This window comes from Amycolatopsis sp. MtRt-6 (assembly GCF_017308975.1).
In the GTDB taxonomy this organism is placed as follows: Bacteria; Actinomycetota; Actinomycetes; order Mycobacteriales; family Pseudonocardiaceae; genus Amycolatopsis.
On the sequence record NZ_JADWPD010000028.1, the window covers coordinates 30,143 to 50,907 of the forward strand.

Annotated in this window: 17 protein-coding genes; 12 read left to right on the forward strand and 5 right to left on the reverse strand. The window is 69.4% G+C overall.

Going from position 1 to position 20,765, the window contains the following annotated elements:
* The first annotated feature begins 13 nt into the window (after nucleotides 1-13).
* The 4 genes from I4Q55_RS35995 to I4Q55_RS36010 are packed head-to-tail and all read left to right on the forward strand — an operon-like array spanning nucleotide 14 to nucleotide 3,900.
* A complete protein-coding gene (locus tag I4Q55_RS35995) occupies nucleotides 14-889 on the forward strand; it encodes a 3-hydroxyacyl-CoA dehydrogenase family protein (RefSeq protein ID WP_206791990.1) in 876 nt (291 codons plus the stop codon).
* Complete coding sequence (locus I4Q55_RS36000) at nucleotides 886-1,671, forward strand: enoyl-CoA hydratase-related protein (protein WP_206791987.1); 786 nt, start codon at nucleotides 886-888, stop codon at nucleotides 1,669-1,671. Before I4Q55_RS35995 ends, I4Q55_RS36000 begins: the two co-directional genes overlap by 4 nt.
* Nucleotides 1,668-2,645 (forward strand): acyl-CoA dehydrogenase, encoded by a 978-nt coding sequence (locus I4Q55_RS36005; RefSeq protein ID WP_206791985.1) that lies wholly within the window; start codon nucleotides 1,668-1,670, stop codon nucleotides 2,643-2,645. Before I4Q55_RS36000 ends, I4Q55_RS36005 begins: the two co-directional genes overlap by 4 nt.
* A 7-nt stretch (nucleotides 2,646-2,652) precedes the next feature.
* Nucleotides 2,653-3,900, forward strand: coding sequence for an acyl-CoA dehydrogenase family protein (locus tag I4Q55_RS36010; protein ID WP_206791983.1), 1,248 nt, complete (start codon nucleotides 2,653-2,655; stop codon nucleotides 3,898-3,900).
* 39 nt (nucleotides 3,901-3,939) lie between these two features.
* On the opposite strand, the gene I4Q55_RS36015 is transcribed toward I4Q55_RS36010, so the two are convergent.
* Nucleotides 3,940-4,656 (reverse strand): FadR/GntR family transcriptional regulator, encoded by a 717-nt coding sequence (locus tag I4Q55_RS36015; protein ID WP_206791982.1) that lies wholly within the window; start codon nucleotides 4,654-4,656, stop codon nucleotides 3,940-3,942.
* 125 nt (nucleotides 4,657-4,781) lie between these two features.
* On the opposite strand from I4Q55_RS36015, the gene I4Q55_RS36020 reads away from it, so the two are divergent.
* Nucleotides 4,782-5,942 carry an alcohol dehydrogenase catalytic domain-containing protein gene (locus I4Q55_RS36020; RefSeq protein ID WP_206791981.1) on the forward strand — a complete coding sequence of 387 codons (1,161 nt, stop codon included), beginning with the start codon at nucleotides 4,782-4,784 and terminating at the stop codon, nucleotides 5,940-5,942.
* On the opposite strand, the gene I4Q55_RS36025 is transcribed toward I4Q55_RS36020, so the two are convergent.
* Nucleotides 5,933-7,132 carry a flavin reductase gene (locus tag I4Q55_RS36025; RefSeq protein ID WP_206791980.1) on the reverse strand — a complete coding sequence of 400 codons (1,200 nt, stop codon included), beginning with the start codon at nucleotides 7,130-7,132 and terminating at the stop codon, nucleotides 5,933-5,935. The genes I4Q55_RS36020 and I4Q55_RS36025 overlap by 10 nt on opposite strands.
* A gap of 158 nt (nucleotides 7,133-7,290) precedes the next feature.
* Here I4Q55_RS36025 and I4Q55_RS36030 point away from each other — a divergent pair, with 158 nt between their 5' ends.
* From I4Q55_RS36030 to I4Q55_RS36050, 5 genes are all read left to right on the forward strand, one after another.
* Nucleotides 7,291-8,868, forward strand: a complete 1,578-nt coding sequence (locus I4Q55_RS36030; protein WP_206791979.1) for an ABC transporter substrate-binding protein — start codon at nucleotides 7,291-7,293, stop codon at nucleotides 8,866-8,868.
* A 377-nt stretch (nucleotides 8,869-9,245) separates the two neighbouring features.
* Complete coding sequence (locus tag I4Q55_RS36035) at nucleotides 9,246-10,187, forward strand: ABC transporter permease (RefSeq protein ID WP_206791978.1); 942 nt, start codon at nucleotides 9,246-9,248, stop codon at nucleotides 10,185-10,187.
* The gene (locus I4Q55_RS36040; RefSeq protein ID WP_206791977.1) at nucleotides 10,184-12,154 is read left to right on the forward strand and encodes a dipeptide/oligopeptide/nickel ABC transporter permease/ATP-binding protein; all 1,971 of its coding nucleotides are present in this window, start codon (nucleotides 10,184-10,186) and stop codon (nucleotides 12,152-12,154) included. The genes I4Q55_RS36035 and I4Q55_RS36040 overlap by 4 nt, the downstream gene beginning before the upstream one ends.
* Nucleotides 12,147-13,118, forward strand: a complete 972-nt coding sequence (locus tag I4Q55_RS36045) for an ABC transporter ATP-binding protein (RefSeq protein WP_206791976.1) — start codon at nucleotides 12,147-12,149, stop codon at nucleotides 13,116-13,118. Before I4Q55_RS36040 ends, I4Q55_RS36045 begins: the two co-directional genes overlap by 8 nt.
* A gap of 23 nt (nucleotides 13,119-13,141) precedes the next feature.
* On the forward strand, nucleotides 13,142-13,945 hold the full coding sequence (locus I4Q55_RS36050) for a nuclear transport factor 2 family protein (RefSeq protein WP_206791974.1): 804 nt from the start codon (nucleotides 13,142-13,144) through the stop codon (nucleotides 13,943-13,945).
* A 48-nt stretch (nucleotides 13,946-13,993) separates the two neighbouring features.
* On the opposite strand, the gene I4Q55_RS36055 is transcribed toward I4Q55_RS36050, so the two are convergent.
* Nucleotides 13,994-14,884, reverse strand: a complete 891-nt coding sequence (locus I4Q55_RS36055; RefSeq protein WP_206791972.1) for a fumarylacetoacetate hydrolase family protein — start codon at nucleotides 14,882-14,884, stop codon at nucleotides 13,994-13,996.
* 214 nt (nucleotides 14,885-15,098) lie between these two features.
* Between I4Q55_RS36055 and I4Q55_RS36060 the strand changes: the two genes are divergently transcribed.
* Nucleotides 15,099-17,342 carry a zinc-binding dehydrogenase gene (locus I4Q55_RS36060; protein WP_206791970.1) on the forward strand — a complete coding sequence of 748 codons (2,244 nt, stop codon included), beginning with the start codon at nucleotides 15,099-15,101 and terminating at the stop codon, nucleotides 17,340-17,342.
* 25 nt (nucleotides 17,343-17,367) lie between these two features.
* On the opposite strand, the gene I4Q55_RS36065 is transcribed toward I4Q55_RS36060, so the two are convergent.
* On the reverse strand, nucleotides 17,368-17,904 hold the full coding sequence (locus I4Q55_RS36065) for a cupin domain-containing protein (RefSeq protein ID WP_206791968.1): 537 nt from the start codon (nucleotides 17,902-17,904) through the stop codon (nucleotides 17,368-17,370).
* Between the two features lie 98 nt (nucleotides 17,905-18,002).
* Between I4Q55_RS36065 and iolM the strand changes: the two genes are divergently transcribed.
* The gene (gene iolM, locus I4Q55_RS36070) at nucleotides 18,003-19,184 is read left to right on the forward strand and encodes a scyllo-inosose 3-dehydrogenase (RefSeq protein WP_206791966.1); all 1,182 of its coding nucleotides are present in this window, start codon (nucleotides 18,003-18,005) and stop codon (nucleotides 19,182-19,184) included.
* 52 nt (nucleotides 19,185-19,236) lie between these two features.
* Here iolM and I4Q55_RS36075 read toward each other — a convergent pair whose 3' ends face one another.
* On the reverse strand, nucleotides 19,237-20,754 hold the full coding sequence (locus I4Q55_RS36075) for an FAD-binding oxidoreductase (protein ID WP_206791965.1): 1,518 nt from the start codon (nucleotides 20,752-20,754) through the stop codon (nucleotides 19,237-19,239).
* Between the last annotated feature and the right edge of the window lie 11 nt (nucleotides 20,755-20,765).

Here is a 20,765-nt window from a genome sequence, read left to right on the forward strand (position 1 = left end):
CGAGGAGAGACACATGATCGACAGCCACCTCGACTTCGCTCGCACGGGCGTCATCGGATTCGGGACGATGGGCGCGGGCATCGCCCAGGTCGTCGCGCAATCGGGACGGGCCGTGACCGTCCTCGAGCTGGACGCGGGCCGGCTCGAGACCGGGTTGGCGGCGGTGCGCACGTTTCTCGACGGCGGCGTCGCGCGCGGCAAGCTGACCGAGAACGAGCGCCACGCTGTCCTGGGCAGGATCACGGGAACCACCGACGTCCACGACCTCGCGGGCGCGGATCTGATCATCGAAGCAGCCACCGAGAACTCCGGCACCAAGCGGGAGATCCTTGCGCGAGTCGCTGCCGAAGCCGGTGATTCCGCCGTGATCGTGACGAACACCTCGGCGCTGTCGGTCACGGACCTCGCCACCGCCCTCCCCCGCCCCGAGCGGTTCGCCGGACTGCATTTCTTCAACCCCGCGCCACTGATGCGCGTTGTGGAGATCGTGCGAGCACTGCAGACCGGCGAGACCGTGGTCGAACGGCTGGTCTCCCTCGTCGAGTCGTTCGGGAAGACCGCTGTCGTCGTGAAGGACCGTCCCGGGTTCCTGGTCAACCACCTGCTGATGCCGTACCTCAACGACGTCATCCAGGAGTACGACGACGGTCTCGCCACCGCCGAGGACATCGACACCGCGCTCAAGCTCGGTCTGGGGTACAAGCTCGGTCCGCTCGAGCTTCTCGACCTGATCGGGCTCGACGTCCATGACCATGCGACGACGAGCGCTTACGAAGCCACCCGGGATCCGGCTTACGCACCGCCGCCCCTTCTGCGGCAAATGGTGGCAGCCGGCTATCACGGGACGAAGAACGGCCGGGGCTTGCGGACGGGGCAGGTGCCGGCATGAATGCCCCTGCCTACGAGGACATTCTCGCCACTGTCGACGGACCGGTCGTCACCTGGACCATCAACCGGCCGGACGCCGGCAACAAGCTGCGCGCCCAAACCTGCCGGGAGCTCACGGACGCCCTGCAGAGGTTCCGGCTCGATCCGGATTTGCGGGCAGCGGTCCTGACCGGTGCCGGGGACAAGTTCTTCTGCATCGGTGGCGAGCACGATCCGATGACGTCCCTCGACCAGTCCCAGGTGCTGCCCATCATCGATCTCTATCAGGCCATCGACACGACTATGAAGCCCATCGTCGCGGCCGTCAACGGATTCGCCGTGGGCGGCGGAAACGTCCTGCACACCGTCTGCGACCTGAGCGTCGCCAGCGACAGCGCCGTGTTCCGGCAGGTCGGCCCCATGGTGGGCAGTTTCGACGCCGGCTACGGGACTTGGTACCTGGAGGACACGATCGGCCGGAAGCGGGCGAAGGAGATGTGGTACCTCAACCGCAAGTACACCGCCGATCAAGCGTTCGCCATGGGTCTCGTCAACGAGGTCGCCCCCGCCGCCGAGCTGGTCGCTCGCGCGCAGGAGGTGGCCGCCGAGATCGCGTCGAGGAGCCCGCTCGCGATCGCCGGGCTCAAGGCGGCATTTTCCGGGCGCCACAACGGTGTCTCCGGTCAGGCCCGCATGGCGCACGACCAGCTCCTCACCCTCTACTTGGCCACGCAGGAGGCGCACGAGACGAGCGCGGCCTTCGCCGATCGGCGGTCGCCGGACCCCGGGAAGTTCTGGTCGTGAGCTGGTTCGGACCACCGCTGACTTCCGATCAGCACGACGTTCTCAAGCTCGTCGACGAGTTGCTCCGTGACGTGGACCCCGACGACGTCGCGAAGGTTCGCGAGTTACCGGGTGCGCTGGCCGCGCTCGGGTTGTGGACCGTCGGGGTACCCGAAGAGCTCGGGGGTGGCGGCGCCGGCCGGCCGATCACCGCGTTGGTGATCGAGCGGATCAGCCGCGTGGTGCCCGAACTGGGCGTGGCTTGTGCGCACGCCCACGCCGCGGCGCTCGCCGTACCCGGCGACATCCGCGCGCTGCTGCACTCGGGCAGGATCGAGATCGTCGTGGTCGAGTCCTCGGCGCTCCACGTGTCGGTCGATCTCGCCGGTGGGCGGTGGACGGGGCAGATCGATCGATTCGACGCCTTCGATCCCGACCAAGCGCACGTGGTGCTGCTGGGGGCCGAGCCGGTGCTGGTCGAGCCGGCGGGGATCTCCGTCGGCCGAACACTGCGGACGACCGGCCTCAGCAGCTTTCGCACGGTGACGCTCACCCTCGACGGAACCTCCGTGCACCCGCTGCCTTCCGATGCGGCGGCAGTGCGGTCGAGCCTGCTCGCAGGACTTGCGGCGGTCGCGGCCGGCATCGCCGGAGCTGCCGTGGACGCGGCGAGCGCCTACGCCGCGCAGCGACACCAGTTCGGCGGCCCGTTGGCGGCCTTGCCCGTGGTCCGGGCGTCGTTGACCGACCAGGTGCAGCGCACAACCGCCCTCACCCACGCGGTCTTCGCCGGTGCGCCGGACTCGCTGGGTGCGATCGCCGTCGCCAGGCTGGGCTGCGACCTCGCGCTGGAGGTCGCGGACGCGGCGCTGCAGGTTCACGGCGGCTACGGCTATCTGCGCGAGTACCGGATCGAGCGGTTGCTGCGCGACGCCCTGTCGCTGCGTGCGTCCGCCGACATCACCGGCGCACCATCGATCCTTCAACCGGAGTGAGGAAACAATGTCCGACAACATCACGCTCGACGCCCGGCAATTTTCCGCTTCTGCCGAGCAGGACCTCACTCTTGAAGTGGCGCTCGGGATCGCGCGTTCGCTCCGCCCGCAACTGGTCGCAGAACAGGCCGCCACCGAGGCCCGCACCACCTATTCACCCGAGCTGCACCAAGTCTTCAAGGATGTTGGCTACTACCGGCTCCTGGTGCCCAGGGCCTACGGCGGCCTGGCCTGGACGATGCCCGACTTCGTGCGGCTGATGGGCGAGGTGGCGCGAGGCTGCATGTCCACCGGCTGGTGCCTGTGCCTCGGCGCGAGCCACGCTCTGCTGGTCAGCTCGCTCTGGCCGAGGTCGGCCCAGGACGCGGTGTTCGGGGACGGTCACGTCGTGATCCCGTCGACGGCGCGACCGGGTGGCCCGGCGACCCGCGTCGACGGTGGCTGGCGGCTCGACACCACGCATCCCTACTCGTCAGGGTCGCCGTACTCCACCCATTACGTGGGCCAGGCGTTCGAGTACGGGCCGGCCGGGGGCGCGCCGGTTCAGCAGATGCTCTTCGTCGCGCCTCGGGACGCCTACGAGATCAAGGACGACTGGGGGAACACGCTGGGACTGAAAGGCAGCGGGTCGAACACCATCGTCTTCCACGACGCCTTCCTGCCGGACGACCATGTCCTCGAGGGCACCATGCAGGTCGACATCAGGAGTTCGCACACGTCGCCGGGTTTCGAACAGCACGGCAACCCGATGCACCTGGCGCCGGGTCAAGGTTTCTTCGGCCTGGACCTGGCGACCGTGTTCGTCGGCGGGGCGTTCGGTGCGCTCGACGAGTACGAGCGCCTCATGCGGGAACGCAAGACCGCGGGTGACGCCGGGCGGGCGCCGGCCGCACGGCTCACCGACCCCGACTACCAGCGCTGGTTCGGCCTCGCCACCGCCCGGTTGAACTCGGCTCAGGCGATCATCCACGACACGGCGGAGCGCTGGATGGAGCTCTGCCACCGCGCCGCGGCCGGCGGCGAACCGTTCACGACAGCCGACGACATGATGCTCAACATGATGTGCCGCGAGGCGACCCGGCTCGCCTGGTCGACGGTGCAGGACACGATCTTCCGCACCGCGGGGTCGTCGGCGGCGGTCAACGGAGAGCGGATGGAGCGCGCCTACCGGGACCTGTCGCAGGCGTGGGGCCACGTGAACATGATCATCGAAGACTCGATGGCGCGGGCGTGGACGGCCCGGACCCTGGACTGAACCGGGGTGCCGGACGCTCTGGACGGAGCGGGTCTCCGCTCAGAGCGCGTGGTGCCGGGCCATGTCGAGCTGCGAGGTCATGGCCGCGGCCGCCTTGTCGGCGTCGCCCCGGACGATCGCGTCGACGAGCACGCCGGTCAGGTCGCGGGCGGCCGCGGCGTCTTCGGCCGGCAGGTCGCGCATGTACACCGGGATGGTGACGCCACTCATCGCGGAGACGAAGGACGCCAGCAGCCTGTTGCCGCTCGCCTCGGCCACCAGCGTGTAGACCGCCTGACCGAGCTCGAAGAGCTCGGGGTCGCGCGCATCGCGCGAGGGCCGGCTCATCATCTCGTTCTGCCGGTCGATCAGCCGGGTGAACTCGGCCACCTGCTCCTCGGTGCGGTTCTGCGCGGCGAGCCGCGCGGCAGGAACCTCGAGCATCCGGCGGACGTCGTTGATCTCGTCCATCGTGAGGCTGCCGAACTTGAGGATGGTCTCCAGCGAGCCCGAGATCAGGCTGGTGAGCGACTCGTGGTCGACGTTCTGGACGAAGCTTCCGCCGCCGGCGCCCGGCACCTTGGAGATGAGCCCCTCCGACACGAGGACGCGAAGCGCCTCCCGGACCGTCGAACGACTGACCTGGAACTCGCGCGACAGCTCGGCCTCGCTCGGCAGGCGTTCGCCACGCTTGAACGTCGAGGACACGATCGCGTCGCGAAGCTGCTTCTCGACCTGCTCGCGGGGCCGGCGGACGGGCTCGGGACTGAAGGGCATAACTTCGATTTTATCCAACACAGCTCTTCCCTACCACTTGGGGATTCGTCGGCTGTTCCGCACTGAAGGCCCTGTCTGGCAGCATACCATCAGACTGTAATTTGTTGGATGTTTGGAGGTGGGCGATGCGAGCCCTGGTCGTCACCGGTGACTGGCAGCCCCGGCCGGGCTACGTACCCGACGAAGAGGAGATCGCGGGCCGATGGGCGCGCAACGCCAGCCAGGTGTGGCGCCACCCCCAATGGGCGGCCGCCACCCTTCCCGATCCCGTCCTGCGGTCCGCGACGGATGTGCTCGTCCGCGTGCGGGCCAGCGGCGTCGCCGTGTCGACACTGCGAATGACGGCCACCGATGACGACGGCTACGTCACCCTCCCCTATCGCATGGCTCTCCCGCTCGTCCCCGGGCACGAGTTCGCGGGGGAAGTCGTCGAGGTCGGCTCCGCGGTGCGCGACCTTCGGGTCGGTGACGCGGTGGCGGTCGAGACGCTCCGGCCGTGCGGCCGGTGTCCTGCCTGCCGACGTGGTCAGGTCAATGCGTGCCTGGACGGACAGTTCGCCGGGTTCGACATCGACGGCGGCCTCGCCGAATACGCGGTCGTGCCCTCCGCCCACGCTCGTTCGCTGGAGGCGCTCCGAGAGCGCTTTGACGACGACGGTGTCTTCCAGGTCGGAGCCCTCTGCGAGCCCGCCGCGATCGTCTACAACGGACTGTTCGAGGTGGACCGGCACCTGCGACCGGGCATGCGCGTCGGGGTCCTGGGGTGCGGCCCGCTGGGGCTCGCCGCGGTGGCGTTGGCCAGAGCCGCGGGGGCAGCTCGAGTCCTGGCGTTCGATCCGGTCCCCGGCCGCGCCGGCCTGGCCGAGCTGCTCGGCGCGGATCGAGGCTGGTCGGAACGCGACCTCGAGCCCGCCGCGCTTCCCTCTGTCGTGCAAGACGAAACGGCCGGGCGTGGCGTCGACGTCGTCGTCGATGCCAGCGGGGCGCCCGGGGAGGTGCTGCCCGTGGCGCAGCACCTGCTCGCCATCGGCGGCCACGTCGTGCATCTCGGTGTCGGTGGCCCGCCGGGTTCGTTCCGGCCGAAGGCGACGATGGGGCGCGCGGCGACCCACGCGTTCAGCATGGGGCACATCGGTGGCTTCGACCCGGTCATCGCCCTGCACGCCGCCGGGAGGATCGATCTGACTCCGATGGTCGGCGGGCGCTGGGCCCTGCACGAAGGCCTGGCCGCGGTCGAGCACGCCACTGACAAACGTGTCGCCAAGACCCTCGTCGTTCAGACCTGAAGGAGAGCCGTTGCCGCCGGCAGACTGGCCTCCACCTGCGCCGCGGCGGCTCGGAGGTCCGAGGCCCACCGCTTGATCCGTTCGCCCGAGGCGGGCGTCGGCAGCTGGGCGAGCCTGAGGAGCAGGACGACGTTGCCGTCCTCGCCGAGGACGGGCGCCATGAGGCCGCCGATGTCGTATTCCCGTTCGTCGGCGAAGTCGGCGGTGTCCACCGACGGCATGGACTCCGCCATGCGCGCCAACAGCGCTCGCTCGCGTGCCGGAGTGAGGTCGCCGGCGGCGTACTCGACCATCATGGCCGCGACGTCGGCCTGATCGCCGGATCCGCTGGAGGCGATCTGCCACGCGGCGTAGCCCCGTGCCCGGATCGCCGCCAGCCGCTGCCGGTGGGCCGCGAGCCGGTCCGGGTCCTTGCCCACCATCGCCAGCCATCGCGCCACGGCTTCGTCCGACGCCCATGCCACATACGCCTCGCCGAGTGGTGGCTTCATCGGCAACCTCTCCCCGAGAAGCTCCCGCATGACCGCGGATCCGCCGTGCGCGGTGGCCGCGGTGGTCAGTTCGAACTCGTTCACGGCGACGAGCACGGCGGCCTCGCAGGCCAGATCGCGGGCCAGGACCTCGATCTGCGGGCGAGCCAGGTCCGCGAGCCGGATTCCCGAGATCAGGTCGGCATCGCCGCCGGCCGTCATGCCGTGGGGCGAGAAGCCGCCGTATCCGCCCTGGAAGAACAGCAGCGGCGTGACCTGCCGGCGCACCTCCATGGACTCGACGTCGCAGACCTGGATGAAATGATCTCCCGCTTCGATGGCCTGTCGCGGCGCACAGTGGACGTGCGCCACCGCTCCGGCGATGGCCGGCGCTCCGGCCGGGGACGCACTCCATTCGACGCCCCTGAACTTGGCGGGCACCGGGCTCGACATCGTCCGGCACAGCTCCACCTGGTCGTGCGCGAGCACGTTGATGCAGAAGGACCGCGCGGTCCGGAGCCGCGCGAACGTCCTGGACGCCCGAGTGGGCAGGAACGCCACCAACGGCGGATCGAGCGAGACCGCGGTGAAGGTCCCGATGACCATGCCCACGGGTTCGCCGTCGTCCGCGATCCCGGTGACCACCGTGACGCCGGTCGGGTAGTGCCCCATCACTTCGCGGTAGCGCAGTGAGTCGATCAGGGGAAGCGGGTCGGTCATGGCAGCTCCTCGGGTCGTTGACACCGGAGTACATCCTCTGTGAACTGTCAGACATTTGCAAGAGATCGAGTGACCAGCACCGCGCGACCATTGACGCAGGTTGTGATCGCGGTTACGTTGGCGATCGATAAACATCGCACATTAGACCGAGGTGTCTCTTGTCCGTCAAAACCACCCGGCGCCGTGTGGCGTCCCTGCTCGCCGGCGTCGTGGCGTTGGCATCCGGCGTCTCCGCCTGCTCGAGCGGTTCCTCGGCCGGGGCCGCGAACGGCGAGACGCTGACCATCTCGGTCTCGGGCGATCCGCTCAATCTCGATACGGCGAACTGCGTCCCGTTGGTCTTCTGCAGCGTCGCCTACGACCCCTTGATCCACATTTCTCCCGGTACCGGCGAACTGCAGCCGGGTCTGGCCACCTCCTGGGAGTGGGTCGACAAGGAGCACCGCACGTTCCGCCTGACGCTCCGCCAGGGAGCGAAGTTCGGGGACGGCGCGCCGCTGAACGGCGAGGCCGCGGCGGCGTCGCTGAACTCGTACCTCCAGGCGCCTGGGCCCTTCGCGTCGCTCAGCTACCCGCTGAAGGGAGCACAAGCCGCCGGGTCGGACAAGGTCGACGTGCAGTTCGCGGAGCCGGTCTCCACCCACTACGCCCTCTACCTGCTCGCCGGCCAGAGTGGTGTCGGATACGTCGTGGGCCCCAAGGGCGCGGCCGACCGCAAGAACCTGCTCGCGGACACGGACGGCATCGGCCCTTACAAGCTTGATCCCACCCAGACCGTCAAGTCGGTCAAGTACGTCTACGTCCCGAATCGCCAGTACCCCAACCAGGACGCGATCAAGTACGAAAAGGTCGTCCTGAAGCCCGTGATGAACCCGCAGACCCGGCTGAACTCGATCAGGTCGGGCGAGGTGGACTGGGCCCTCAACATCGCGCCGACGGACCTGTCCGCCGTCACGCAGAGCGGCGCCTCGATCGCTCGCGGTCCGCTCGGATCGTTCGCCTCGATGGCGCTGATCAAGCGCGCGAACGGCCCCTTGGCCGACGAGCGGGTCCGCCAGGCTCTCGCCTACGCGACTCCGCGCCAGGACATCGCCACGGCGATCTTCGGGACCGACGCGGTCCCGACCAGTTCCGTCGTCGCCGACGGCGCGGAGGGCCGCAACGCGGGCGGCGTGAACCAGTACGCGTACAACCCGGAGAAGGCGCGGCAGCTGCTCGCCGAGGCGGGACACGCCAACGGACTCAAGATCCAGGTCTTCGACCCGTCGTTCTTCGATCCGGGAAGCGCCGTCGGTCAGGCGCTCAAGGCGGCCTACGCGAAAGTCGGCGTGACGCTCGATCTCGTGCCCAGCGACGCGTCCCCGGGCGTGGTCGCCCAGCAGATGGGCAAGTACGACGCGGTGATCATGACCAACGGCGCGAACGGCCTCTCGGAGGCGGTCTTCACCATGTTCCGGCCGATGGGGCTGGCGAACCCGCTGGGCGTCCCCCTCGATCCCCAGCTGACCGACCTGATGCGGGCGGCTGCCACCACCGCGGACCCGCAGGATCAGGAGGCGAAGATCAGGATCGCCACGGCGCGCCTCGACGAGCTGGTCTACGCGGTCCCGATCGCCAGCATTCCCACCCTGCAAGCCATCAGCTCCAAGGTCGCCAACGTGCGCGAGAAGTTCTGGACCATCGAAATGAACCCGTTCAGCCCCGTCGCGAGCGAGGCCTGGCGTCCGGCGAAGTGACACCGGGTGTCCCCTGTGGACCGACGGACCGCGCGGGCTCGATCCGGGAGCCATCGCCGCCGACCTCCCGTCCGAAAGCTGGGAGCGTGCCGACGCGATCAATCCGACGGGAGTCCTCCATGGAATCGGGGCTGCCCTGAACGGCGCTTGAAGTATCAGAACCCGGTGTAGGTGACCCGAAGCGGTCGGAGTCGAGGAGAAGTCTTGTCAGCGAGAGTCGAGATAGCCAGGACGGCCGTTCGTGCCCCGTCTCCGAGCACCGTTCGTACGGTCGAGGCGACCGGCGTCGCCAGTCTCACGCCGGACGTGCGCCGACGGCAGCCAGCCGAGCAGACCGCCGGAGATCGTTCCCGATCGGACCGGATCGGCCGGCTGCCGTGATCCGGCTGATCGCGCGCCGCCTGCTGCTCGCGGTGCCACTTCTCCTGATCGTCTCCACGCTGACGTTCGTGCTCACCGCCGTGGCACCCGGGGATCCGGCCGCGACCATCCTGGGCAGCTCGGCCACCCCGGAGTCGATCGCCGCGCTCAACGCGAAGCTCGGTCTGGACGACCCCGTCGTCGTGCAGTACTGGCGCTGGCTCGGGCATGCGGTCACGGGCGACCTCGGCACGTCGGTCGTCACCTCCCAGAGTGTCGGCCAGGCGATCGGAACGCGGCTGCCGACGACGCTCTCCCTGGTGCTGCTCGGCACTCTGGTCGCCGCGGTGGCCGGGATCGGGCTCGGCATGGTGAGCGCTCTCGGCGGCCGCCGCCTCGGCCGCGTGACCGACGTCCTGGCCGTGGTCGGCTACGTCATCCCGAACTTCTGGCTCGGCCTCATGCTCGTCTACTTCCTGTCGGTGAAGCTCGGCTGGTTCCCGGCAACGGGCTATGTCGGACTCGGCGACTCGCCGGGAGGCTGGCTTCACTCCCTCGTCCTGCCCGTCACCGCACTCGCGGTCATGGGGGCCACCGCCGTGGCGAAGCAGACGCGCGACGCGATGCGTGAGGTGATGGGCCGCGAGTTCGTCACGGCGCTGCGCGCGGACGGCTTCTCCGAACGGCAGATCGTGTTTCGCCATGGGCTGCGCAACGCGGCGATCCCCATCGTGACGGTGACCGGGGTGCTGTTCATCGGCATGTTCGGGGGAACCGTTCTGGTCGAGTCGGTTTTCGTCCTCCCCGGCCTGGGCGGGCTGGCGGTCAGCTCCGCGCAGACCGGTGACCTGACGATGCTCCAGGGCGTCGCCGTCGTGTTCTGCCTGGCGGTCGTCGCCGCGAACCTCGCCGTCGACCTCGCGTACGGATGGCTCAACCCGAAGGTGCGTGTGCAGTGAACGACGCAACCGCCGCTGTGCCGGTCCCGCCGCCGAACCCGCTGCAGACCGTCCTGCGCCAGTACCTCCGCAACGGTCTCGCCACCGGTTCGCTGATCGTCCTGGCCGTGATCGTCGCTGCCTGCGTGCTCGCGCCCTTGCTGACCTCGGGTGGACCGAACCAGGTGGACCTGGGGCACAGCCTCGCGGGACCGAGCGCACAGCATCTCCTCGGAACCGACCAGCTGGGCCGCGACCTGTTGACCCGCCTGCTGTACGGCGGCCGGACCACGCTCTTGAACGCCTTCGTCGTCAGCTTCGTCGCCGTGGCCGTTGCGGTCCCCCTCGGCGTGGTGGCGGGGTACGCCGGCGGGTGGGTCGATCGTGTCGTGATGACGGTGACCGACGTCGGTCTCTCGCTTCCCGCCATGGTGGTCATGCTCGTCGTGGTGTCGACGTTCTCCGGGCACCTCGGATTGGCGATGATCGCTTTGGGGTTCCTCCTCGCACCGCCCATCGTGCGCAACGTCCGCGGCCCGGCTTTGGCGGTGAAGGGCGAGCTCTTCGTCGATGCGGCTGTCGTCGCCGGCCTGCCGTCACGACGGATCATCTTCCGGCACGTCCTGCTCCGGGTCCTCGGGCCCGTGCTGGTCCAGGGTGCCCTCGCCACGGCCATCGCACTGCAGTTCACCGTCGGCTTGTCGTTCCTGGGCTTCGGGGCGAAGCCCCCGGACCCCGACTGGGGCTCGATGATCGCCGAGGGGTCCCAGGTCCTCAACTCGAGTCCCTGGCCCCTCGTGTCCGGCGGCGTTGCCTTGGGGCTGGTGTCGCTCGCCTTGGTGCTGATCGGTGACGGCGTCCGCGATGTCGCGGTCGAGGCATGGAGCGGCGCACCCACCCGCCGGAGGCGTTCGCGGAAGCCGGGCCCCGGGGTTCTTGCCGGGCGAGCGCAGCGGCCCGCCGACGCCGAACCGACGCCGGCCGGCGAAACGCTGCTGACGCTCCGCGACGTTTCCGTGGCGTACTCCGCCAGTGACGGCCCGCGGTGCGTCGCGAGCGACGTCAGCTTCTCGATCGCGGCCGGGGAATCGGTCGCCGTCGTCGGCGAGTCGGGGTGCGGCAAGAGTTCGATCGCACGAGCCATCGCCCGCCTGCTTCCGCATGGCGGGGAGATCGTCGCGGGCTCCATCCGGTTCGACGACTACGACGTCGCGACGCTGGAGGGCCGCTCCCTCCACGGCTACCGCCGCAACGCCGTCAGCTACATCGCTCAGGATCCGATGACGGCCCTGGACCCGACCCTGCGGGTGGGAGTCCTGCTCCGCCGGATCGTCCAGGCCGGCGACGGGCTCTCGCGCAAGCAGGCCGAGGCCCGCGTGCTCGACCTGCTCGAACAGGTTCAGCTTCCGGATCCCGCCGGCGTGGCCAAGCGCTTTCCGCACGAGCTCTCCGGCGGGATGGCACAGCGGATCGGAATCGCGCGCGCGATCGCGACCCGGCCGCGCCTGCTCATCGCGGACGAGCCGACGACCGCGCTCGACGTCACCGTGCAGTCCGAGATCCTGAGCCTCCTGCGCTCGCTGCAGAAGGACCTGGGCATGGCACTTCTCCTGGTGAGCCACGACTGGGGCGTGGTGGCGCAGGTCTGTGACCGGGCCCTGGTGATGTACGCCGGCGAGCTGGTCGAGCACGGGCAGCTGAACAGGATCACGCACGAGCCGGCTCATCCCTACACCTCGGCGCTCCTCGCGTGCCGTCCCGCCACCATCGTCGACGACGACCTGCCGCTTCCGACGATCCGCGGTGCGGTCTCGGCGCCGGGAGAGTGGCCGACCGGGTGCCGTTTCGCGTCGCGCTGCGACTTCAGCACCGATCAGTGCCGGTCGGCAGCCGTTCCGCTGACCGAAGTGGACGGAGAGCACAGTGTGCGCTGCCTGAACCCCCTTCGCGTCGGCCCCGAACACGAGGAAGTGTCGGAACGTGTCTGAGTCCCCCCTGCTCGAGGTCTCCGACCTGACGATCGAGTACCGGCGCGGCATCCACCGGGTCACCGCGGTCTCGGACGTGAACTTCACGATCCGGGCCGGCCGGACGCTCGGCCTGGTGGGCGAGTCCGGCTCGGGAAAGACGACGATCGGTCGCGCCATCCTCGGGCTGGTGCCCATCAGCGCCGGACGCATCCTGTTCGACGGGCAGGACGTCAGCGCCGACGCGCATCGTCGCCGGCGCCGGGAACCGGGCCAGATCCGGGCGATCTTCCAGGACCCGTACAGCTCGCTCAACCCGTCGCTGCCGGTCGCCGTCAGCGTCGCCGAGGAGGTGCCCCGGAGCCGGCGCGTGCGGAGCGAAGCGTTCGCCAGGCTCTCGGACCTGTTCGACCGCGTGGGCCTGCCCCGCGCGGTGGCGGCGAGCTACCCGGCGCGGCTCTCCGGAGGGCAGCGCCAGCGCGTCGCCATCGCGCGCGCCCTCATGAGCGATCCGAGCCTCATCATCTGCGATGAGCCGGTCAGCGCGCTCGACGTGTCAGTCCAGGCGCAGGTGCTGAACGTCCTCAAGGACGCGCAGCGCGCCAATTCGCTCAGCTACTGCTTCATCGGTCACGACCTCGACGTCGTGCGCTACATGTCCGACTGGATCGTGGTGCTCTACCGCGGCCGGGTGCTCGAGGACGGGCCCGCGCAGACGGTGGCCCGTCGCCCACGCCACCCGTACACCCAGGCCCTGGTCGCGGCCTCGCCCGAGCTCGACCGGCCGGCTCAGCCGCGCCCCGTGCGCGATCCTCGCCCCGAGCCACCGCGGGGCGGAGGCTGCCCCTTCGCCCCCAGGTGCGGGTTCGCGGAGGACCGGTGCTGGGTCGAGCTGCCGCCGGTCCACCCCGCAGCCGACGGCGGACACGTGGCCTGCCACCGCTATGACGCCGCCGCGGACACGACGGCCGGAGTCCTCCTCTGAGTGCGACCGGAGAACCACAGCTCATGCTCGAACCCGAACGCCGGCGTCAGTCGGTCCTGCGCATCTACGACGCCCTGACCGCCGGACGCCTCCACGACGAGAGCGGCGACGATCTCGAGACGATCTTCTGGCCGGACGCCCGCCATCACCGCTCCGCCCAGCCGCTCGGCGACGGGCCGTCCGGAGCGCGTCAGCTCTACCGCGAGCTGCAGGCTCGCCTTCCCGGAGTCGTCGCGACGGTGAAGCGAACCGTCTCCGATGGCGAGTTCGTGGCCGTGCACTGGCAGGCTTCGACGGATCCGCGTGACGAGTTCAGCGGCGAGTCCTGGTGTGAATTCTTCCGCTTCGCCGGCGACCGGGTCGCGGAGCACTGGCAGCTCCACGCCGCCGTGCCGCCGAGCACGGTCAGCGGGAGGTCGGTGTTCGGCGATGCCTACCAGGGCACTCACGGTACGGAGGAAGGGGACGCCGCTCTGACGGAGATCAACCGCGAGATCGCGTCGGCGGCCTTCGCCCGGTTCCTCGAGTTCGACCCCACTGTCGTGGCCGATCACTGGGGCGAGGTCTACCTCCAGCACAACGAGAGCATCCCCGACGGTCCTGACGCCCTCCGCCGCTCCCTGGCGGAAATCGGCGGCCTTCCGGATGAGTTCAGGCCGAGCTTCACGGTGGTCGTCACGGTCGCCGAAGGCGATCTGGTGTGGCTCCTCGAGCGCGTCCGCGTCGGAAAGCTGACCGGCCTCGGTGTCGACATCTTCCGGCTGGCCGATCGCCGGATCGTGGAGCACTGGGACATCCCGGCGCTCAGACCCGATCGCCGGGGTTGAGCAGGAAGTCCTTGCTCCACCCCGGCGACCGTTTCCGGCGCCGCCGTGTCAGACCGCGGCCGTCGCCGACTCCTCGATCCACTCCACGGGCGCGCCCTCCTGGACGATGCGGTTCTCGAGGTGACCGATCCCGTCGATCTCGACCCGCACGATGTCACCGGGTGCGAGGAAGCGGTTCTCCATGACGCCGACGCCGCCGGGGGTACCGGTCGCGATCACGTCGCCCACCTCCAGGGTCGCGGCGCTCGACAGTTCCTCGATCAGGCGGTAGCAGTCGAAGATGAGGTTCTCCGTGGTGGAGCTCTGCCGCACCTCGCCGTTGACGATCGTGCGGATCGGCAACCGATGCGGGTCGACCTCGTCGGGCGTGACGAGCCACGGCCCGATGACGCCGTGCCCGTCGAACGACTTGCCGAGCACCCACTGGCCCCCGCGCATCTGGAAGTCCCGGACGCTGTAGTCGTTGACGACCGTGAAGCCGGCGATCACCCGGTGGGCGTTCTCCCTGCTGACGTGCCGGCAGCGCTTGCCGATCACGACTCCCAGCTCGCACTCGAAGTCGAGCCGGTCGGACACCGCGGGCCGCTCGACGTCGGCGTAAGGTCCGGTGACGGTGTTGGGCATCTTCGCGAAGACGGTCGGGAACTCGGGGAACGGCTTCCCGGTCTCGCGGACGTGCTCGGCGTAGTTCATCCCGATCGCCCAGAACTTCGGCGGCCGGGGAATCGGCGACATCAGCGTCGAGGGGTCCAATGCCGACCGGGCGGCCCCCGAAGCGATCGCGTCCGCGATCACGCCGAGACCGACCTCGCCGAGCTCGAGGACCCCCACCAGCGTGCCGGGCAGTCCGGGCGCCGCCTTCGCGATCTCGACGATTTCGTCGCCGACCACGACCACCGCCGCCGGACCGGACTCTGTACGCACTGTCGCAAGCCGCATCGGGCGTCTCCCGTCTCCTTCCGAACCTGTCGGAAGTGCATCGTCGAAAGTGAGAGGCGAGAACCTCCCCGCTGAAGTTTGACATCAAAATGATCGATTGACAAATGTCAGACAGATGCCATAGCGTCGGCTCCGGGCGGGCGGTGTGCGCGCCGGCCGGATTCGCCACGAGGCGGGACGCGGGCACGCCCGAGACAGCGATGGGAAGTAAGCAATGACCACTGTGGATGTGGATCCGACCAGCACTGGACAGCCCGCATCGGTGGGCGCGGGTGAGCCGGACTTCGAGGAGCGCACAGACCGTCTCATCGAGAAGGCGAAGGTGCTGATTCCGACCCTGCGCGCACGCGCGCAGGAAGCCGAGGCGCTGCGCTACCAGCCGCCGCAGACCGTCAAGGACGCCGAGTTCCTCATGGATGCGCTCACCCCGCGCGTGTGGGGCGGCCAGGGGCTGGGATCCCGCGCGCTCTGCGAAGTCGCCCGCGTTCTGGCGCACGGCGACACGTCCGCGGCGTGGACGCTGGCGTTCCTGATGGAGCACAGCTGGATGGCGGCCCACCTCAACTGGGACGCGCAGAAGGAGATCTTCGCCGGGCGGACCTTCATCCTCGCCTCCGCGCCGCTGACGCCGGCCGGCAAGGGCGAGAAGGTCGACGGCGGATTCCGGGTCAGCGGCACCTTCCGCTACGCCTCGGGGCTGTGGAACTCGACGCACACCTTCCTTTCGACGATGGTCACGATCGACGGCGCCATGACGCCGACGACGTTCCTCATCGAACTGGACCAGCCCGGCGTCACGATCAACGACGACTGGCACATGTCCGGCATGGCGGCCACCGGGAGCGCGAGCGTCACGCTCGACGACGTCTTCATCCGCGACAGCTACAGCATCCCGCTCGAGGAGATGCTGTCCATCGACAAGCACCCCGGCACGTCGCACGAGGAGAAGTTCCTCCGCTACCCGCCCTTCGCGAGCCTCGGGATGATGATCACCGCCATCGCGCTGGGCTCCGCCGAGGCCGTGGTCGACATCGTGAAGTCGCGCCTAGGGACGACCCGGGCCTTCGGTGGCGCGACGCGCCAGGACCTGCCGCAGTCCCGGATGCGGTTCGCGGAAGCGTGGGAGAAGCTCCGCTGCGCCCAGCTGCTCTACACGCACATCCTGGAGGGCTCGATCCGGAAGTGCGACGCGCTGGAGCCGTGGAGCCAGGAAGAGATCGGGCAGATCGAGCTCGATCAGACCACGATCGTCCACCTCGCGCAGGAGCTGATCGGCATCCTCTGCGACGGCATGGGCTCGAGCCCGTACCAGAGCAAGGAGGCGCTGCAGCGCTACCGGCGGGACATCAACGTGATCGCCAACCACGCGTTCATGGACTGGGACCTGGTGGCCGAGCGGTCCATCCGCTACGTCCTGGGTCTCGGCACCCGTTCCACCGACATGTTCCGCAGCCAGGTCACCGCGCAGGGCGGAGTCGCGAACGACCGCATTCCGGGGGCCACCGACAACGAGGAGAAGACGATGAAGGCAGCAGTGCTCAACGAGGTCGGTGGCGTTCCCGCCGTCGGTGAGTTCGACGCTCCCCAGCCGGGTCCGGGCGAGCAGGTCGTCGACGTGATCGTCGCGGCGCTCAACCCCATCGACCTGCGGCTTGCGGCGGGTGGCCCGTTCGGTCCTCCGGTGGTTCCCTCTGTTGTCGGTTCCGAGGGCGTGGGCCGGCTCGCCGACGGCACCAAGGTCTACTTCAGCGACGCGAAGGCACCGTATGGGGCGCTCGCCGAAAAGGTCCTGCTCGGCGACCGTTCGCGCTCCTACGCCATCCCCGACGGCCTCGACGACGGTCTCGCGGCGGCGCTCGGCACTTCGGGCATCACGGCGCTGACCGCCCTGCAGTGGCGCGCCGAACTCCGGGCGGGTGACGAGGTGCTGGTCCTGGGCGCCACCGGCGCGGTCGGCCAGGTCGGCGTCCAGGCCGCCAAGCTCCTCGGCGCCGGCCGGGTCGTCGGTGCGGGGCGGAGCGCCGAGACGCTCGAGAAGCTCAAGAGCGACGGGAAGATCGACGACTTCGTCGTGCTCGGCGGCCAGGATGACGCGGCAGAACTGAAGGCGTCGGCCGCGATCGGCTTCGATGTCGTGCTCGACACCGTGATGGGCCCGGCCTTCGAGGCCGCGCTCCCCGCCACGAAGATGGGCGCTCGCTACGTGGTCGTGGGCATGTCCGGCGGAACGCCTGCCAGCTCGATCGCCTACCCGTTCCTGACCGGCCGGAGCGTGTTCGGGTTCCTGAAGCCGTTCGTGCCGCTCGATGCCTGGGAGGCCGCCTACCAGCAGCTGGTCGGCTGGGCGAACGCCGGGCAGCTGAGCATCGAGGTCGAGCGCGTGCCGTTCGCGTCGATCGGTGACGCGTGGGGCCGGATCCTGTCCAGCCCGCACCGCAAGCTCGTCGTCGAGATCTGATCTCGACGACGAGCGGCGTGCCGGCTCAACCCGCCTGTTCGGTTCCGATCGAGACGGCGGCGAGGATCGCGGGCTCATCGGCCCGGTTGGTCCACGCGTGGCTGGTGCCGTTCTGGATGACGACGTCGCCGGCCCGCAGGTGGGTCTCCTCCCCCGTGTCGAGGCCGAGCCACAGTTCGCCGCTGAGCACGATCTGGTAGTCGACGGTCCGCGTCGCGTGGAAGCCCGGCCGATCGGGGTCGAACGTGTCGGCCAGTCCGGGAAGCTCGCGTGCCTGCTCCTCGCCTGCCGCCTCGAAGTCCACGTCCGAGAGAGCGGCGGCGGGAGGGAACCTCACGATGGTCAGCGCCGAGCCGCCCGGACCGGGCATGAGCGTCGTGAGGCTCGGCGTCGGGTCCGCCGGCGTTCCCGCCGGCGCGACCGCGCCGGCCAAGGACCAGACCACGGTGTTGCTGAACCCGGGCAGGTGTTCGAAGTCGTGGGTCCGCGGCGCGGGCCCGTCGGAGACGACGCAGCTGCGTCCGTCCCGGTCGAAGCCGGTGACGACTCGGCGGATCTTCATCGGTTCTCGTTTCTGTCGGCCCGCGGTGCTTCCGGGGATGCACTCGATGGTACTAAATGTCAGATGTTCAACATAGGACTGAAGTCTGACCTCAGTCCGTGACCGCCGAAGGTGCCGAGCTGATGCGTGCCGTGGTGATCAATGGCGAATGGGCGCCGCGCCGTGACCTCTCCCCGGAGGAGGTCGCAGGCCGGTGGGCGCGAGATGCCACGGCGGCCTGGCGCGAGCCGACGTGGACGCTGGGCGAGCGTGCGGTGCCCGGCTTGGCGGGCCCGTACGACGTGCTCGTGCGGAGCAGGGCGGTCGGCATCTGCGGGTCCGATGTCCATCTCTACGAGACGGACGACGAGGGGTATGTGCTGCTCCCCTACCGGGTACGGCTACCGCTCGTCCCCGGGCACGAGATCGCCGGCGAGGTGGTCGAGGTGGGCGCCGGGGTACGGGGTGTCCGGCCGGGTGACCCGGTGGCGGTGCAGACGCTGCAGTACTGCGGACGGTGCGGTGCCTGCCGGTCCGGGCTCCCCGGCCACTGCGCCGACGCCGAGGACAGCGGCTTCACCATCGATGGCGGGATGGCCGAGTTCGTGCTGTCGAGGGAGAGCAACGTCCGCTCCCTCGCCGCTGTGCGCGAGCGGTATTCCGAGCGCGACACCTATGAAATCGGTGCGCTCTGCGAACCGGCCAGCGTCGCTTACGTCGGATTGTTCCTGCGCGGCGGCGGATTCCGCCCCGGCGGCGTCGCGGCAGTCCACGGCTGCGGGCCGATCGGGCTCGCTTCGGTTTCCCTGCTCCGCGCGGCCGGCGCGGCGAAGGTGCTGGCGTTCGACACGGAGCCGGCTCGGTGCAAGCTCGCCGAGTTGGTGGGAGCGGACGCCGCCTACGACGTCACCAAGCTGCGTGGTGACGGAATGCGTCCGTCCGATGTGGTTCTGGAGCAGACGTCCGGCGAAGGCGCCGACGTCTGCGTCGAGGCCGCGGGGGCGGCTGCGGCCGTCCTGCCGGAGATCGAGAGGTCGATCTCGGTCGGCGGCAAGGTGGTGCTGCTGGGTTCGGAGAGCGGCGCGGTACCGATGCAGACGATGGCCTACCTGCTGCGCGGGGCGAGTGTGCACGGGTCGATCGGGAACATCGGTGGGCTCGATCCCGTCATCGCTCTGCATGCCGCGGGCCGGATCGACCTTCGCCCGATCGTCACCGCGCGCTTCGAGCTGGCTGCGGCGACCGATGCCGTGCGGCAGGCTTCGCTGCGCCAGGACGCGAAGATCCTCGTCAAAGTGTGACGCCCGCAGTCCACAAGGCCCGCCGGACCGCTCGGTCCGGCGGGCCTTGTGCTCAACGCCGAGCGCGCAGCTTCCGGGGCCAGATCCCCTGCTTTCCGGCCTGGAGGATCCCGTTGGGGTCCACCGCGTCCTTGATCGTCTCGACGAACCGCAGATACGCGTGGTCGTTGAAGTCGAAGGTCGCCGCCACGGCGTCCATCTTGAAGATGTGCGAGCGGTACAACCCGTACCCCTCGGCCGCGATCCGCTTGAGCATGGGGTCGTAGTTGTCGTAGATGCGCTTGGTCTTCTCGGCGTCCTTGGGGTCGAAGAACATCACGGACACGACCAAGATGCTGGTCGGGAGGAGCATGCAGCCGGCGGCGTACGGCTCGCCGAACTCCTCGTACATGCCGCGCACCAGCCGGATCATCTTGAGCACCTCGGTGCCGACGAGGGGCCCGACGGGCGAGAAGTCGAGGTGGCCGGTGTCCGGGCCGAAGGGAACCTTGTACAGGTCGAGCAGCTCCATGCCGGGGATCCCCGCCTGGACCTTGTCGTCGTGGATCCCCTCGAGCGGACCGGTCCGGTCGGTCCCGTCGAACACCTTGCGGCCTATCTCGACACCGGGAATCGCGCCGAGGACCCGCTCGACGATGCGCCACTTCGCCTCGACGATCTCGTCGTATCCGTAGAGCGCGAAGCGCAGCGCCCACTTCTGACTGTCCGGGTCGAGGTCGGGCTGTCCCTCGGCGTTGGCGGCGACGCCGCGGCCGAGGAACGGGTAGTTGTTGATCGTCTCGTCGAGCATGAGCTCGCGCATGGCGTCGATGACCGGGACGATGATCTCGTCGCCGTCGAAGTGGACCCAGCAGGATGCGTACTTCTCGGGCCGCTTCATCAGCCGCCAGCCGATCTGCGTGACGATCCCCATGTTCGACTGGAAGAACAGGCCGTCGACCATCGGGCCGAACCCGAAGGGGTAGGCGTGGAAGGCGCGGTTGCCCGCCATGGCCCCCATGCCGGTGCGCATCAGCTCGCCGTTCGGCAGCACGACCTCCATGCCGACGACGTTCTCGGCGTGTGAGCCGATGCGCGTGTGCCCACGGCCGTACTCGAGGCTGTTGCCGATCACCGATCCCCAGCCGAGGTCCGGGATGGACGACCACCACTCACCGCCGTGCTCCTCGAGCGCGTCGACCAGGTCGAACCAGCGAACGCCGGGTTCGACGACCGCGTAGCCCAGCTCGGAGTCGACCTCGAGCACCCGGTTCATCCGGGACAGGTTGACGAGGATGGAGCCGGGCACCCTCGGCGAAGCGCCACCGTACCCGTAGTTGCGGCCGGTGCTCACCGTCCACAGCGGAACCTCGAACTCGTTCGCGATGCGAACGACGGCCTGCACCTCCTCGACGCGGGCGGGCAGCACTGCCGCCGCCACGTCGAGGTCGTCCGAGCCCAAGACCCAGAAGGGGTCCCGGAACTCGTCGAGGTCGGCGCGGCTCCTGAGCACGGCGTCGGCCCCGAGTGCCTTCTCGATCGCGTCGACGGCTCGGGCGACCGCCTCCTGGTCCACCAGCTGGGCGTCCATCCACCAACTCC

What these genes read in the sequence shown, in the direction of transcription:
- I4Q55_RS35995 (WP_206791990.1), top strand. Translation starts at nt 14, where the DNA reads ATGATCGACAGCCACCTCGACTTCGCTCGCACGGGCGTCATCGGATTC.
- I4Q55_RS36000 (WP_206791987.1), top strand. Translation starts at nt 886, where the DNA reads ATGAATGCCCCTGCCTACGAGGACATTCTCGCCACTGTCGACGGACCG.
- I4Q55_RS36010 (WP_206791983.1), top strand. Translation starts at nt 2,653, where the DNA reads ATGTCCGACAACATCACGCTCGACGCCCGGCAATTTTCCGCTTCTGCC.
- I4Q55_RS36015 (WP_206791982.1), bottom strand. Translation starts at nt 4,656, where the DNA reads ATGCCCTTCAGTCCCGAGCCCGTCCGCCGGCCCCGCGAGCAGGTCGAG.
- I4Q55_RS36020 (WP_206791981.1), top strand. Translation starts at nt 4,782, where the DNA reads ATGCGAGCCCTGGTCGTCACCGGTGACTGGCAGCCCCGGCCGGGCTAC.
- I4Q55_RS36025 (WP_206791980.1), bottom strand. Translation starts at nt 7,132, where the DNA reads ATGACCGACCCGCTTCCCCTGATCGACTCACTGCGCTACCGCGAAGTG.
- I4Q55_RS36050 (WP_206791974.1), top strand. Translation starts at nt 13,142, where the DNA reads ATGCTCGAACCCGAACGCCGGCGTCAGTCGGTCCTGCGCATCTACGAC.
- I4Q55_RS36055 (WP_206791972.1), bottom strand. Translation starts at nt 14,884, where the DNA reads ATGCGGCTTGCGACAGTGCGTACAGAGTCCGGTCCGGCGGCGGTGGTC.
- I4Q55_RS36060 (WP_206791970.1), top strand. Translation starts at nt 15,099, where the DNA reads ATGACCACTGTGGATGTGGATCCGACCAGCACTGGACAGCCCGCATCG.
- I4Q55_RS36065 (WP_206791968.1), bottom strand. Translation starts at nt 17,904, where the DNA reads ATGAAGATCCGCCGAGTCGTCACCGGCTTCGACCGGGACGGACGCAGC.
- I4Q55_RS36075 (WP_206791965.1), bottom strand. Translation starts at nt 20,754, where the DNA reads ATGGACGCCCAGCTGGTGGACCAGGAGGCGGTCGCCCGAGCCGTCGAC.